A 15,641-nucleotide genomic window follows, 5' to 3' on the forward strand; every position below is an offset into this window, starting at 1 on the left:
AATAGTGACTTTCATCACGTTCTTTGTATGATTTAGAAAATTTTAACGAATGTTTTGTATGAAGAATTATTCTCGCTTTGCAATCAAATATTTCCGCCAACTACTTGTGTTTCGCGTGTTTGTTGCACTTAGTATTATTGTCTCTATTATTCAAATGTTTAGCTTACCTTATGGCTCATGGGCGCTGATTACTACAGTAACAATCATGGGCAGTATTCACTTTCTTGGTGGTGTTTTATCCAAAGCTAATCAACGAATAACAGGAACTATATTAGGGGCGATTATAGGTTTATCTCTCTATTTAATACCCACTTCATACAGTTGGCTCCACCACATTATTTTAATCACTACGGTGGTTACAGCAATTTACTATACACAAGGTAAGTATTCTTATGCGGCACTTGTTGTTGCTATTACTGTTGTTGTGGTTGCCGGCGGTGGCCCAGAGGATTTACATGCTGCAATGTGGCGCACAATCAATGTGTTTTGGGCCGCTATCGTTGCTATTTGTTGTAGCTTATATATTTTTCCTGCTCGTGCAACGGAGCATTATCTTAATTACACTCATCAGTTCATCAAGCTCTGTTGTAACTATTATCATCAGCATAACCAGCAAATAGCGGCAGAAAACTTTCAACTTATAGATATCAATCCCCTATCAAACATACTTGATAAACAAACTAGCCTTCAGCCACATACTAAAAATGAGAATATTGCCAGTAAACAGCTCTTAACTGAGATCATGCTGACAGAAGAACAAATATTTACCATGATGGGATCAATGCTACACACAAGGTGGGATAAACAGTTAGGACAGAATAAAATTAACGACATGCCTGGTCTAATGGAGGCAAAAGAGCAATTAGCAGACCGATTCTCACGTCTAGCTATTCAAATAGAAAACCAACATATTTTACCTGTTAAACAAGAAGAAATAAAAATGCTCTCACTTTTACCTCCGGCAGAAAACCATGAGCAAAGTGATGCCAGTAATATTAGTTATTATGGTTATTTATGGCTTAACCGTGAGATAGCTCGCCAATTTTCAGTGCTTACTCATTTATTAAGTGAATACTACTCTCACTTGAATAACAAATAAAAATAAGGGCATAACGTTATGCCCTTTTACCTTATAAACATTAAATATGTTCAAGTAGCACCATAACTTCAACATGCTCTGTGTGCGGGAACATATCAAACCATTGTAACTTCATTACCTTATATCCTGATAACCTCGCTAAGTCTTGCTCTAGCGTATAAGGGTTACAACTTGAATAAATAATATGTTTTGGTGCAAAATCATTTAGTTGTTGGCACAGTTGTTCACCAATCCCCCGCCTCGGTGGATTCACCAATACTAATTCTGGCGCACTTTTATTTGATTGCGAAAAACTGGTTGAATCTAAAGCTGCAAACCGTAAATTCGTCACCCCCATAATTTCAGCAGAATGTTTAGCACTCTCAATGGCTTCTGGCTCTATTTCGATACCAGTAACATGCTCTACCTCTTCAGCACAATGTAACGCAAAACCACCAACACCACAGAATAAATCCCACATAGAAGCTGGCTTTATCTCACTAACCCAACGTTTTGCTGTTGCATAAAGGCTCTCTGCCACTTTTGGATTGGTTTGAAAAAAGCTTTTAGGTCTTACAACTAATGGAACATGATTAAATTGTTCTAATAAATAATGATCAGAGGTTAAGAAAATTTCTTCTTCCCCTTCTAAGCGTGCCATGTGTACGGGCTGAATATTCACCGATACGACTTTTACCGTAGGAAATGCCGCCATTAGTTCAGGTAAATTATTAACAATACGAGCGATAGCCTCATGGCTTCTCAATACAAATCGAAGCATAAACTCACCTCGACTATCACTGCGTGTTAATAACACAAATTTCAGCTCACCTTTCTTTTTCTTTACGTTATAAGGTGGAATACCAGCACAACGAATCCAACGCTCAATATAGATCAACAACGCTTGCATATCTGCGGGATACAAAGGACAAGTACACAAACTAATCGGTTTAGATCCTGCCGTTGAATCCTCAGTCTGCTTTTGAATACCTAAACATGGTTCATGAGCTGCGCCCAGCACCACCATTTTGGCTTTATTACGATAGCCAGAAATGGCACTTTCTACTGGTGCTAACCATTGCTGTGGGTGATGTTCTGAAAACAAACTACGTAACACATCATCTTTTTGTTTAATCTGCTGCGGATATGAAAGCGAAGCTAAAGGGCACGATTGGCATACCCCTTGAAGTGAGAATGGACAATGCATAGTTCAAACGTTTACAGGAAAAAATGGTAGTCTAACCTGTGAAATAAAAATGACTATTTAGATTACAAATCATCATAATTAAAAATTTTTATCAACCATTTAAATGTCGCATTTTATTACTGCATATCATCAATAAATCAATACCATTTGCCTAATCAACAAATACTAAATTTTCAATGCCTTGATAATTCACTTTTACAATCCCAGTACTAAATACCTTCTCTAACTGTGAAACAATCATTACCTCCTGCGTCCTACCAACAGCAAAACAATGGCCTGCTTCTAGCAATACCACTTTGTCGGCTTCGCGTAATGTCCGATTCAAATCATGGTTAGCCATAATCACTGCGATCCCTTGTGACGCAATCTTCCGTATCAATTTATACATAGACGCTTCTTGGCCAATATCTAAAGATGCAGCGGGTTCATCAAGTAATAGAAATTTAGCGTCGGGATTTAATGCAGGCCAAACTTGTAAACAAGCGGAAGCTAATCTGACTCTCTGCCACTCACCACCAGAAAGTGTTTGTATACTTCGCGATAATTTATCAACAATACCTAAATACCCACACACTTCATCAATTGCAGCTTGTTTAATCACGTCTTTTACTTCACCCAACGCCGTAAAAGACATTAGAAGATACTGGTATACAGGAATGGCAAAATTTGGCTTATCTTGCTGAGACATATAACTACGCACACGCGCTAATGAAGCAAGATCATAATCCATTAGATCAATTCCTTCCAAAGTGACATTGCCAGCCGCAGAAAATAACCCAGAAATAAGCCCTATTGCGGTACTTTTGCCACTACCATTAGGACCAATAAAATGCACGATCTCACCGCTATCAACAGAAAAGGTTAAAGGCTCTAATCGATGTTCAGCAGCAATACGATTAATCATTAACATATTATTAATCCAGTTGTGCTCGCATAAGCATCCAAATAAACACTGGTGCACCCAGTGATGTAGTCACAACGCCAACAGGAAGATCAGCAGAAGGCAGTAAAATACGTGATAACGTATCGGCGAAGGCTAATAATACCCCTCCAGCTAAAGCAGATAACGGCAACAAAAAACGATTTTCTGTGCCTAACATCAAACGTATCAAATGCGGAACAACAAGCCCAATAAAGCCAATAATCCCAGCTAACGCGACAGCACTACCGACTAATAACGATACCATTAAGATCAATTTCCAACGTAGAGTCGCTACGTTCAAGCCAAGTTGCCGCGCATGGAGCTCTCCCAACATTAAAATATCGAGTTTTTTCCCCTGACAACATAAAACAGCTAACACAGGAACAATAAAAAATAGCAAAGAGAGTTGCTGCCAATTAACCCCACCAAGGCTTCCCATAAGCCAGTACATTAACTGTCGCATATTAAGATCATCACTAAAATAAAATGCCCAAGTAATAACAGCACTAGACAAAATACCCAACGCGACACCAATCAGTAATAAACGAGTCATTGAAACACTACGTCGACGTGAGAGCCCTACGAGAATTAATGTAAATAATAATGCGCCTCCCATCGCTGTAAACATGGTAAGCATTGGAGATGGTGCAAATGGCAAAAAGAATAATACTGCAACTAGTGCTAAACTTGCACCACCGGAGATACCCAATACACCCGGCTCTGCTAATGGATTACCAAGTAATACTTGCAGAACGGCACCAGAACTTGCTAAAGCAGCCCCTATAGCCAGAGCAGCTAATAACCGAGGCAGACGTAACTGTAGGAGTAATTGTTGTTCTAAGCCGCCTTCAGGTGCCCATGGTGTGATCCACAACTCCCCAACGGATAAGGAAAAAAAACAAACAAGAATAAGTAGTAAAACTATTAGCCAAAAACTAAACCGCCAGCGTGATTGCTGACGGGCTAATAATGCATTAAGAGACATACGATCCATCGTCAAAATGGTAAAAGCCCCCTACCCTACAACCTTCGTAAAAGAACAAAAGTATGAGATTGTAATAATGAAAAACATGATTTTTTAAAACTTATCCACATAACCGTATCTGCTCATCAAAGATGATATGTGCTTTTTTTACCATTAATGCTGCTCGTTGGCCTAAAGCTACATTCGCATTAGGAAAAACAACAGCCTCTCCTTTTTCATCCGCAATAAACTCTTGTTCTTTATCGCTACCTAAATAGGTGCCTTCTTCGAAAAATGTAAAATTTGGCAAGTCATTCGGAAAAGAGAAATTGAAATCGTCAGATTGCTTCAGCAGAGTGCGGCTAACGCGGTAGACCTCGACATCATTATTCCATGTAATAGGCAAGGAGCTTTCAGTCACCAACTTCATCATCGCTCTACTAAAATGCGCCAATAGCGCTAAATTGTTATTGCCAAAATCTGCAACTTTACCCAGTTCAATCGTCAGCGCTTGTGCGCCATGATATTCCGCACTAAACCAACTAAAAGTAGAAGAAGGATCGTTTGCCAATAACACCGCTTCTATTTTTGCATGCTGAATAAAACTAAACAGACTATTGCTACGTGATAACTTATGGCTATATGGACTAATCGCAAAGGTATAGTGTTCTGAGCGTCGAATTGCACAGTGAAGGTCAAGATGCCACTTTTCTGGTTGAATAGCTGTAGAAGAACCATAAAAGCTATTTACAGCCTCTTGCAGTTGATTTGCAATCGTACAGTCAATGTTCCTTTCTTGATTCCGAACTTTGAATAAACGATTCATATTTTCATCAATGAAGCGTGTTTTGTTATTAATAGCTTCAGGGTGAGCAATAATTAACAGTAACCGATGAACCGGTTCAATATGCCCAAGTAAAATACCTTCCGCTAACTGTTGTATTAATTCTATTGGCGCCGTTTCATTACCATGCACACCAGAAGATAAAACAATATCTTTTGCCGTACTCATTTGCTCTACCGGCGTGATTTGTAGTACACCACGCTGCAACAATTTACAATGAATACCAGATTCCAATATCCATTCGCCGACCGTGAATGGTAATGATAAATCACAAGTTGCCGATAAAAAACGGCCTTTTTTCACTTCATCAACAAACGTCATATTACCTCCATGTACATAAACGTTATGAAATACAATCGCCCAATAGCTTTAACCTCCAGTATAAAACACCAAACTTTAAACACAATAGCAACATAATGACAACCCACAGCCTCATGAAGGTTCACTTATCTCAGCAAGAGGTAATAAAAAACCCAAGAGAATAAATTCACTTGGGTTTCGATTTGACTAAGCGTTAAACGGGCTTATTTAGGTACTTCTAATGTTTCTACACGTGCTTTTAGTTTCTGACCTGGACGGAAAGTGACTACACGACGCGCAGAAATTGGAATATCTTCGCCAGTTTTCGGGTTACGCCCTGGTCTCTCGTTTTTGTCTCGTAAGTCAAAATTACCAAAACCAGACAGTTTTACTTGTTCGCCATTTTCTAGAGCCTTCCTAACTTCTTCAAAGAAGACTTCCACCGTATCCTTGGCGTCCCGTTTGCTTAATCCAACATTCTCAAACAGGTTCTCAGCCAAATCGGCTTTTGTGAGCGCCATAGATAACTCCCTCAAGACTATGTTGAATGTATAGTAACAACACTGGCATCATTCCAATTTGTTACTGTGAATAAGGTTACGTTAATAAGGCTAATAACACCTATAGTTGGTGCTTGAAGAGATTAACATCTCAACTTCCTTATCAACTAGAGTCAAGTCTAAGCCAACTTGCTGATTTCCGCCAACTTTTTTACGTAAACTTCACGTTAATTTCTTAATATATTTTTGCTTCACACACTTTCCATTGTGCAATCAGTTGAAATAAAAACAAAACAGACCAACAATAAAATCATTTAAAAACAAACAGTTATCATCTTATATATTTTATAAAACATAGAAAAAGTAAAAAATATCTATTAATCAGAGTCTTATTAATTTTTTGGAGAAAGATCAAAAAAAAAGCAGCCGTTGCTGGCTGCTTTTAAAAAACAAGGAGTTAAACGCGTCAATATTTTGTAATTAACGCGATTAACTTTTATTGACGAGTCTTAGTCACGTAGTGATGCACCGAACTTTTCAGCAAGTGCAGCAACAATAGCTTCTACTGCTGATGCAATATCGGCTTCTTCTAATGTGCGCTCCGCTGATTGTAGCGTTAGTGCGATTGCAAGGCTCTTGTTACCTTCTTCAACGCCTTTACCCGTGTAAACGTCAAATAGGTTAACATCTGTCAGTAGCTCGCCACCGTTTTCACGACAAGCAGCAACAACATCACCAGCTAATACATCTTCGTTTACCACAACGGCGATATCACGACGGTTTGCAGGGAACTTAGATACAACTACCGCTTCAGGAAGCATACGAGTGTTAATTGCCGCCCACTCGATTTCAAACATGATTGTACGACCATTCAAACCGAACTTACGCTCTAGCTCTGGGTGTACAGTACCAATGAAACCAACTTCTTTGCCGTCAACAACGATTGCTGCTGATTGGCCAGGGTGAAGTGCTGGGTGCTTAGCGGCTTTGAAACTAAATGCAGCTTCATTAGCTGTTAGCTCAAGTACGGCTTCTACGTCACCTTTAAGATCAAAGAAATCTACAGTGTTAGTTGCAATATCCCAGTGCTCATCACTACGGTTACCTGCAATCACACCAGCAAGCATCATTTCTTGACGCATACCGTTTTCTGCTGATTGCTCAGGAACAAAACGTAAGCCAGCTTCAAATAGACGAACACGTGGTTGCTGACGCTTCTGGTTGAACACAACTGTATTTAGTAAGCCAGTCCACAAGCTTAAACGCATTGCTGACATATCTGCAGAAATTGGGAAAGGCAGAATCAATGGCTCAATTTCAGGCACGATAAGTTTTTGTTGCTCAGGCTCAACGAAGCTGTAAGTAATCGCTTCTTGGTAACCACGATCAACAAGCAGATCACGTACACGCTTAAGCGGAAGGTTCGCTTCTTTGTGTAAGTTCATGCTTAGTGCAGCAACTGGCGATTGATTTGGAATGTTGTTGTAGCCGAAGATACGACCCACTTCTTCCACTAAATCTTCTTCAATTGCCATGTCAAAACGCCACGCAGGTGCTGTTGCTTTCCAGCCAGCATCTGTAGTTTCAACGTCACAGCCTAGACGTGTTAGGATTTCAACCACTTCCTCAGAAGCAATTGAGTGGCCTAATAGACGGTCTAACTTAGTGCGACGAAGTTCAATCGTTGCAGCTTTTGGCAAATCAGCTTCTGATTCAGCTTCAACGATTGGCGCAACTTCACCACCACAAATTTCAACGATAAGTGCTGTTGCACGCTCCATCGCCTTCATTTGTAGTGTTGCATCAACACCACGCTCAAAGCGGTGTGAAGAATCAGTGTGTAGGCCATAGCTACGAGCACGACCACGGATAGCATCAGGAGCGAAGAATGCACACTCAAGTAGTACGTCTTTCGTCTCAGTGTTAACACCAGAGAACTCCCCACCGAAGATACCAGCAATCGCTAGTGCTTGCTTGTTATCAGCAATGACTAGGGTGTTGTCGTTAAGTTCAGCTTCGTTACCGTCAAGAAGTGTTAGTTTCTCACCTTGCTCTGCCATACGAACAACGATGCCACCGTCGATCTTAGCAAGATCGAATGCGTGCATTGGTTGACCCATTTCAAGCAATACGTAGTTAGTGATATCTACAATTGGATCAATTGAGCGTGTACCACAACGACGTAGTTTTTCTTGCATCCATAATGGTGTTTCAGCTTGAACATTAACATTACGAACAATACGACCAAGGTAACGTGGACATGCCGCAGGTGCTTTAACATCAATAGCAATAGTGTCAGCAGCTGTAGGTGCAACGATCTCAAATTGAGGCTCAGTGACTTCAGCACGGTTAAGTACGCCAACTTCACGAGCAAGACCTGCAATACTTAGACAGTCAGCACGGTTAGCAGTTAGATCAACGTCGATAGTAACATCGTCAAGACCTAGGAATTCACGGAAGTCAGTACCTAATACTGCATCCTCTGCAAGTTCCATGATGCCGTCAGATTCAACATCAATACCTAGCTCAGTGAATGAACAAAGCATACCGTGAGAAGGTTGACCGCGTAGTTTTGCTTTCTTAATTTTAAAATCACCAGGAAGCACAGCACCAACCGTTGCAACCGCAACCTTGATACCTTGACGGCAGTTAGATGCGCCACAAACGATGTCTAGAAGCTCTTCAGCACCTACATCCACTTTTGTAACACGAAGTTTATCTGCGTCTGGGTGTTGTGCACACTCAACCACTTGACCCACTTTAACGCCAGTGAATTCACCAGCAACTGCTTCAATACCGTCAACTTCCAGACCAGCCATTGTGATCTGGTGAGCTAGCTCTTCGCTGTTTACTGCAGGATTAACCCACTCGCGTAGCCAAGATTCAGAGAATTTCATAGATTTCTAGCCCCTAGTGCTTACTTAAACTGTTTTAGGAAACGTAAGTCGTTCTCAAAGAACGCACGTAAATCGTTAACGCCGTAACGAAGCATAGTTAGACGCTCAACGCCCATACCAAATGCAAAGCCTGAGTATTTCTCAGGATCGATGTTAACTGAACGTAGAACATTAGGGTGTACCATGCCGCAGCCTAATACTTCTAACCACTTACCATTCTTGCCTTTTACATCAACCTCAGCTGAAGGCTCTGTAAATGGGAAGAACGAAGGACGGAAACGTACTTCAACTTCTTCTTCAAAGAAATTACAAAGGAAATCGTGAAGAATACCTTTTAGTTGCGCAAAGTTTACGTTTTCATCAACTAACATACCTTCCACTTGGTGGAACATTGGTGTGTGAGTTTGATCGTAGTCATTACGGTAAACACGACCAGGAGCAATGAAACGGAATGGCGGTTGACCATTTTCCATTGTACGGATCTGAACACCTGATGTGTGCGTACGTAGCATCAGATCTGGGTTAAAGAAGAACGTATCGTGGTCGGTACGTGCTGGATGATCTTCAGCAATATTTAGCGCATCGAAGTTGTGGAAAGCATCTTCGATTTCAGGGCCAGCTTCAGTTGTAAAACCAAGCTCACCAAAGAAACTTTCAATACGCTCAATGGTACGTGTTACTGGGTGTAAGCCACCATTTTCAATACGACGACCAGGCAGAGAAACATCGATAGTCTCAGCCGCAAGCTTAGCTTCAAGCTCTGCACGTTGTAGGCCATCTTTACGCTCTACAAGGAGTGTTTGCACTGCTTGTTTCGCTTTGTTGATCTCTTGACCAGCAGTGCGACGTTCTTCTGGTGGTAATTTACCTAGGGCTTGAAGTTGAAGAGTTAAGTGACCCTTCTTACCTAGGAATTGAACTCGGACTTCGTCCAGAGCGACTAATGAATCAGCCTGCTCAATAGCTGCCGTTGCGTTGGCAATAATCTCGTCTAGATGTTGCATCGTATCCTCATCCACCCACAGGTGGCGTCCTTAAGGGAGATATAAAATCGCGTATTGATACATACTAAAGAAAGCAGCGTCTAAATCCAAATTGAATCGTACTAAAAGCGCAAGTTTGGACGAAAAAAAAACGTCTTTATCAGTTGAACGGCAAAAATTGAGGATTTCAATCAATTAGCGCCTAACAATAAGAAAATCATTACATTGTATGAGCATTCCTATTTATCATTTTTTACGTATCAAACTTTCTCTACTGAGAGTAATTTTATTACGTCTTTTTTGAGGGAATAACAGTGGACATTAAAGATTTCACAGCACTATTAAAAATCTTAAGAGTCACATTACTGCTTTGTATTGCCCTCATAATCATGGCCAATATGGGTATGCTCTCTAGCATGCCTATTATGGTTTAAGAACCGTTAATAACTCAGTTTCATATCGACTATATACATGTGCTGTATTACTTTGCTTTTAATGGTTTATTTGTGGGATTTCTCATCTCTTTATTAATGAGTTTTAAACACACTAAAACACAGACCAAAAACTATATTCAGCAACATTGAGACCCTTTTATTTGTTAAATAAAAACCAAAATTGATAACAAAATATCAATATAGATACGCAATAATTATCGTCGCTTTTTTTATACTTCTGACGATAAATAGTGAAATTAATTATCAAACCTGTTTTAAAATTACATTTTTCAGTGTAAATTATGATCAAAATCAAAGTTAGGAAGTCTCTGATGAACAATAAAGATCTAGCTGCACTATTAAAAATCTCAACAATTGCAATGATCCTTTGCACCGCATTACTTGCTCTTGGTAACTACGGCCTAGCGCATTCAATGCCTATTAACTCAGCTGCAGGATTTAACATTGTTAACCTTGTATTCTTCATTGGTCTTAACGCTCTTTTAGTTCCATTCCTTGCGTTTCTATTTAAAACTCGTGCTCGCGCAAACAAGCAGCGTCGTATGATTAAAGCATAAGTTTTATTTTCTTTAATTTTTAAACCAGCACCTCTTTCTAAAGTGCTGGTTTTTTTATATCTGATAAAAATAAAATACACTGTTGAATTATTTAGCAATATCACATACCATAATCGAACACTGTTTTATTTAATTAGGATATAACATGAAAAAACAAGATAACTATTGGTTAACGTATGCTAAGGCTACTTTTGTTATTGCGACCATCGCAATGATCATTAGTATCGTCAAATTACCGGGCGATTTAATCGTGAAAGGCTATTACAGTATTTGTAGCTTATTTCTTGTCAGTGCAACGATCACTTTAAGTAAAGCTATTCGTGATGAATCTGAATCAAATCGTTTAATCAATCGAATAGAAGAAGCGAAAACAGCTAAATTACTTAATGAGCTCGATGAATAACATAGCTATCAGCCATGACGAATATTTCCTTCAAATACCTCTACTTTCAATATTCGCAATTAAAACAAGTCATAACAACATTGGAAGTAAAGAAGAGTCAGTTGCTTGAGGATGAAAAATGCCTCAAGCAGCAACTTACCGATGCTGATCAACATTTCTTAATGCTTATTAACAATCCACTACCAGAGCCTCACCCTTCTAGACCAAGAATATTAAAAGATAACCCTCAATTAAAACCTAAATGCACAAAGCCTATTCACCATGCTTTATTTGCATTAAGTAAACAGCAACAACAATTAAACAAAGATCTCATCAAACGACAAAAATATAAGGAGAAGACTAAACGCCTTTTAATTCTTTTTAAAAAAGCAATATCTAATGAAGCTTACTTAGATATGGAGCATAGAATGCAAATAGAACAATTGAGTTTACAGTTAGAGCTATTACTTGCAAGCCATCTATAAATCAATAGAGAAGTGAATATTTAGAAGAAATAAGTATGATATACAACGAAAAAAGGAGAGCCGAGGCTCTCCTTTTAACTTAAAAACTAAACTGAGAAATTACAGTGCAGCTTTTGCCTTTTCCACAAGAACAGTGAAAGTAGCTTTGTCGAATACAGCGATATCTGCAAGGATCTTACGATCGATTTCGATAGATGCTTTCTTCAGACCGTTGATTAGACGGCTGTAAGACATACCATTTTGACGTGCAGCAGCGTTGATACGTGCAATCCAAAGTTGACGGAAAGTACGTTTCTTCTGACGACGGTCACGGTAAGCGTATTGACCAGCTTTAGTAACAGCTTGGAAAGCTACGCGGTAAACACGTGAACGTGCACCGTAATAGCCTTTAGCTTGTTTAAGAACTTTCTTGTGACGTGCACGCGCTTGTACACCACGTTTTACGCGAGGCATAGGAGACTCCTAACTAAAATAATAAAATATAAAACTAAAAACGATTAAGCGAACGGAAGCATACGAGCAACTGCAGCCACTTCACACTTAGGAAGGATTGCATTTGGACGAAGCTGACGTTTGTTCTTAGTAGTACGTTTAGTCAGGATGTGACGCTTAGTAGCGTGCTTAAACTTAAAGCCACCAGCTGTTTTTTTGAAGCGCTTAGCTGCGCCACGATTTGTTTTCATCTTTGGCATGAGATGATAACTCCGCATTGTTGATAGTTAATAATCACAGTAATAGGGCGAACAAAAAGCGCTGCTTAAGCAGCGCTTTTAGCTACTTGAATGCCTTTATTACTTCTTCTTTGGGGCAAGCATCATGGTCATTTGACGACCTTCTACTCGATTAGGGAAGCTTTCACAAACCGCGATTTCTTCAAGCTCACTCTTAATACGATTTAGAAGTTCAATACCAATGCCTTGGTGGGCCATTTCACGACCACGGAAACGTAGCGTTACTTTACCCTTGTTGCCCTCTTCTAAAAAGCGAGTCAGGTTGCGTAGTTTTACCTGATAGTCGCCTTCGTCTGTACCAGGTCGGAATTTAACTTCCTTGATCTGGATTTGTTTCTGGTTTTTCTTTTGCTCTTTAGCAGCCTTGCTCTTCTCGAACAGGTACTTGCCATAGTCCATCACACGACAAACTGGTGGCTCGGCATTAGGGCTAATTTCAACTAGATCCACACCAGCGTCTAGAGCAACTTCCATTGCTTCATCAAGTGAAACAACACCAACTGATTCGCCATCAAGGCCAGTCAGGCGAACTTCACGTACGCCACGAATTTCTTCATTTAGACGATGCGCGTTTTGCTTAACTGGTGCTTGGGTTCTTTTTCCGCCTTTAATACCTTATTCCTCCACAATATTGAGCTTACGACTGCTAATTTCTTCTTGCATAAATGCAACAAGTTCATCAATCTTGAATTTACCCAAATCTTTACCCTTGCGAGTACGAACTGCTACAACGCCTGCTTCGACTTCTTTGTCGCCACAAACCAGCATGAAAGGCACTCGCTTCAAAGTATGTTCGCGGATTTTAAAGCCAATCTTCTCATTTCTCAAGTCCGCATTGACTCTAATTCCACATTTTTTCAATTTTTCTACAATTTCTTGCACATATTCTGACTGAGCATCAGTAATATTCATCACTACAGCTTGTTGAGGCGCTAACCATGTTGGGAAGAAGCCTGCATAATCTTCGATAAGAATACCGATGAAACGCTCTAGTGAGCCAAGAATTGCACGGTGAATCATAACCGGTGTGTGACGTTCATTATCTTCACCTACATAAGTAGCGCCTAAACGCTCTGGTAATGCAAAATCTAGCTGAACGGTGCCACACTGCCATGCGCGATCAAGGCAATCGTGAAGAGTGAACTCGATCTTAGGACCGTAGAACGCACCCTCACCTTCTTGAATTTCAAATGGAATTTCCATTGATTCAAGCGCGGTAATTAAGTCTGATTCAGCTTTATCCCACATTGCATCAGAACCTACACGTTTTTCAGGACGTGTTGATAATTTAACAACAATGTTGTCGAAACCGAATGTCTTGTAAGTATCATACACCATTTCGATGCAAGATGTAACTTCTTGTTGTACTTGAGCTTCTGTACAGAAAATATGCGCATCATCTTGGGTGAAACCACGTACACGCATAATGCCGTGAAGTGAACCTGATGGTTCGTTACGGTGACATGAGCCAAACTCAGCCATACGCAATGGAAGATCACGGTATGATTTCAGACCTTGATTAAAGATCTGTACGTGACCTGGGCAGTTCATTGGCTTGATAGCGTATTCACGGTTCTCAGAACTTGTTGTGAACATCGCATCTGCGTACTTATCCCAGTGACCAGAACGTTCCCAAAGCACACGATCCATCATTAGAGGACCTTTAACTTCTTGGTAATCGTATTCATTTAGTTTTTCACGAATGAATACTTCTAGCTCACGGAAGATAGTCCAACCGTTGTGATGCCAGAACACCATACCCGGTGCTTCTTGCTGCATATGGAACAGATCAAGTTGCTTGCCGATTTTACGGTGATCACGCTTAGCCGCTTCTTCTAAACGAGTAAGGTGTGCTTTTAATGCTTTTTTATCGTGGAATGCAGTACCGTAGATACGTTGAAGCATCTTATTGTCGCTATTACCACGCCAGTATGCACCCGCAACGCTTAATAGTTTGAAGTTTTGACAGAAGCCCATGTGAGGTACGTGTGGACCACGACACATATCAATGTATTCTTCGTGGTGGTAAAGACCTGGACGGTCATCACGCGCTACGTTCTCATCAAGAATTTCAATTTTGTAAGTTTCGCCGCGAGCATCAAATGCATCACGTGCTTCTTGCCAGCTTACTTTTTTCTTAACAACCTGGTATTTGGTTTTAGCAAGCTCAACCATGCGCTTCTCAATCACTTCAAGATCTTCTTGAGTTAGTGATTGCTCTAAGTCGATATCGTAGTAGAAACCGTTATCGATTGTAGGACCAATAGCCATTTTCGCATCTGGGTAAAGCTGCTTAATTGCATGGCCTAATAGGTGAGCACATGAGTGACGTACAATCTCTAAACCATCGACTTCATCTTTTGCAGTGATGATTTCAAGGCTTGCGTCGTTTTCAATTAGATCACATGCATCTACGCGTACACCATCAACACGCCCTGCGATCGTTGCTTTAGCAAGACCAGGACCGATTGAAAGTGCCACGTCCATAGTTGATACAGGCGCGTCGAATTGACGTTGACTACCGTCAGGAAGAGTAATTACAGGCATGAATAATGTCCTTTAACAGTGGTGCCACACACCAAGTAGCACATGTTGAATTTATAAAGCTTTCAGAAGCTTTTACGAATAAAAAACGCCTTACTTTCGATACCGCAATACTGAGCGGCACACTAAAAGAAAAGCGAGCCTGTACTATAGCAAACGGATTAAAAGGATTGCAAAGAATCCTCTTAAATTAATAACAATAATTTAGTCAACGAGGGTGTAACTAACAACGTACAGTTTTTCTATCCCAGGATAGATATCTTGTATAACGCTTTTAAGCACATCGAGTGTCATATTTTCTTGTTTAGCATGAAAATCATTTAGTTCAGAAAACAAGATAGGCTCTACCCTATCGATTTGTAAGGTACAAAATTCACGGCCATCTTCAAATGTGGAGACTTTTACTTGTGAACCTGGAACATAATGACTTTCAGACTCATCACGAATAGTGATTGTCTTTTTTCCTGAAAGAATATCGGCTTCAAAACGTTCAAAAAATGTCATGTCTGTTGGTATGATTTTCTGGTTCATATTTTATATCTTTTCCTAAAAGTAATGTGCTGTAGATTACCTGCATTCTCAACGTGAATACATTTTGTTTTGTAAGTATCTTTATCAATTAGTGTCTAATTACTTTTTATTGAATCGCCATCTAAGATTTACGCATATTTTTACGATGTGATTATTTTTTATTTAAAAAAGAAGAACATATATTTTATGCGGTGGTTTATTTTAATACTTTGTTTTTGTTGTTCTTTCTATCGTCTGAATTCTAAGTTTTTAAAAACAGTA

The 15,641-nt window shown here is 39.8% G+C and carries 16 protein-coding genes; 4 read left to right on the plus strand and 12 right to left on the minus strand.

All coding sequences use genetic code 11. From position 1 onward, the window contains the following. The first annotated feature begins 58 nt into the window (after positions 1 to 58). Positions 59 to 1,099 (plus strand): FUSC family protein, encoded by a 1,041-nt coding sequence (locus tag C9J46_RS00315; RefSeq protein WP_107205861.1) that lies wholly within the window; start codon positions 59 to 61, stop codon positions 1,097 to 1,099. Positions 1,100 to 1,139: 40 nt separating this feature from the next. Here the strand turns inward: C9J46_RS00315 and rlmC are convergent, their stop codons facing one another. From rlmC to pheS, 7 genes are all read right to left on the minus strand, one after another. Beyond that, positions 1,140 to 2,285, minus strand: a complete 1,146-nt coding sequence (gene rlmC / locus C9J46_RS00320) for a 23S rRNA (uracil(747)-C(5))-methyltransferase RlmC (RefSeq protein ID WP_107286968.1) — start codon at positions 2,283 to 2,285, stop codon at positions 1,140 to 1,142. Between the two features lie 151 nt (positions 2,286 to 2,436). After that, entirely contained in the window at positions 2,437 to 3,195 is a 759-nt protein-coding gene (btuD, locus tag C9J46_RS00325) for a vitamin B12 ABC transporter ATP-binding protein BtuD (protein WP_107205859.1), read from the minus strand. Between the two features lie 4 nt (positions 3,196 to 3,199). Further along, a complete protein-coding gene (gene btuC, locus C9J46_RS00330) occupies positions 3,200 to 4,192 on the minus strand; it encodes a vitamin B12 ABC transporter permease BtuC (protein WP_199186998.1) in 993 nt (330 codons plus the stop codon). A gap of 100 nt (positions 4,193 to 4,292) precedes the next feature. After that, positions 4,293 to 5,336, minus strand: coding sequence for a succinylglutamate desuccinylase (gene astE / locus C9J46_RS00335; protein WP_107205857.1), 1,044 nt, complete (start codon positions 5,334 to 5,336; stop codon positions 4,293 to 4,295). 203 nt (positions 5,337 to 5,539) lie between these two features. Further along, positions 5,540 to 5,836, minus strand: a complete 297-nt coding sequence (ihfA, locus tag C9J46_RS00340; protein ID WP_005367406.1) for an integration host factor subunit alpha — start codon at positions 5,834 to 5,836, stop codon at positions 5,540 to 5,542. Positions 5,837 to 6,324: 488 nt separating this feature from the next. After that, entirely contained in the window at positions 6,325 to 8,712 is a 2,388-nt protein-coding gene (pheT, locus tag C9J46_RS00345) for a phenylalanine--tRNA ligase subunit beta (RefSeq protein ID WP_107245333.1), read from the minus strand. 20 nt (positions 8,713 to 8,732) lie between these two features. Further along, complete coding sequence (pheS, locus tag C9J46_RS00350) at positions 8,733 to 9,716, minus strand: phenylalanine--tRNA ligase subunit alpha (protein WP_005367402.1); 984 nt, start codon at positions 9,714 to 9,716, stop codon at positions 8,733 to 8,735. 745 nt (positions 9,717 to 10,461) lie between these two features. Here pheS and C9J46_RS00355 point away from each other — a divergent pair. From C9J46_RS00355 to C9J46_RS00365, 3 genes are all read left to right on the plus strand, one after another. After that, a complete protein-coding gene (locus tag C9J46_RS00355) occupies positions 10,462 to 10,707 on the plus strand; it encodes a phenylalanyl-tRNA synthetase subunit alpha (RefSeq protein WP_107205855.1) in 246 nt (81 codons plus the stop codon). Between the two features lie 145 nt (positions 10,708 to 10,852). Next, positions 10,853 to 11,110: a YiaA/YiaB family inner membrane protein gene (locus tag C9J46_RS00360; RefSeq protein ID WP_107205854.1), complete on the plus strand. Its 258-nt coding sequence runs from the start codon at positions 10,853 to 10,855 to the stop codon at positions 11,108 to 11,110. A 14-nt stretch (positions 11,111 to 11,124) separates the two neighbouring features. Further along, a complete protein-coding gene (locus tag C9J46_RS00365; RefSeq protein ID WP_107205853.1) occupies positions 11,125 to 11,574 on the plus strand; it encodes a hypothetical protein in 450 nt (149 codons plus the stop codon). A 99-nt stretch (positions 11,575 to 11,673) separates the two neighbouring features. On the opposite strand, the gene rplT is transcribed toward C9J46_RS00365, so the two are convergent. The 5 genes from rplT to yqfB all read right to left on the minus strand — a co-directional run bounded on the left by rplT (position 11,674) and on the right by yqfB (position 15,380). Next, positions 11,674 to 12,027 carry a 50S ribosomal protein L20 gene (rplT, locus tag C9J46_RS00370; protein WP_005367388.1) on the minus strand — a complete coding sequence of 118 codons (354 nt, stop codon included), beginning with the start codon at positions 12,025 to 12,027 and terminating at the stop codon, positions 11,674 to 11,676. 44 nt (positions 12,028 to 12,071) lie between these two features. Beyond that, complete coding sequence (rpmI, locus tag C9J46_RS00375) at positions 12,072 to 12,266, minus strand: 50S ribosomal protein L35 (protein WP_005367387.1); 195 nt, start codon at positions 12,264 to 12,266, stop codon at positions 12,072 to 12,074. 99 nt (positions 12,267 to 12,365) lie between these two features. Further along, a complete protein-coding gene (gene infC, locus C9J46_RS00380; RefSeq protein WP_107205852.1) occupies positions 12,366 to 12,917 on the minus strand; it encodes a translation initiation factor IF-3 in 552 nt (183 codons plus the stop codon). A 3-nt stretch (positions 12,918 to 12,920) separates the two neighbouring features. Continuing rightward, the gene (gene thrS / locus C9J46_RS00385; RefSeq protein WP_005367384.1) at positions 12,921 to 14,852 is read right to left on the minus strand and encodes a threonine--tRNA ligase; all 1,932 of its coding nucleotides are present in this window, start codon (positions 14,850 to 14,852) and stop codon (positions 12,921 to 12,923) included. A gap of 201 nt (positions 14,853 to 15,053) precedes the next feature. Continuing rightward, positions 15,054 to 15,380, minus strand: coding sequence for a N(4)-acetylcytidine aminohydrolase (gene yqfB / locus C9J46_RS00395; RefSeq protein WP_107205850.1), 327 nt, complete (start codon positions 15,378 to 15,380; stop codon positions 15,054 to 15,056). Between the last annotated feature and the right edge of the window lie 261 nt (positions 15,381 to 15,641).

The organism is Photobacterium sp. GB-36, assembly GCF_003026135.1.
Classification (GTDB): Bacteria; Pseudomonadota; Gammaproteobacteria; order Enterobacterales; family Vibrionaceae; genus Photobacterium.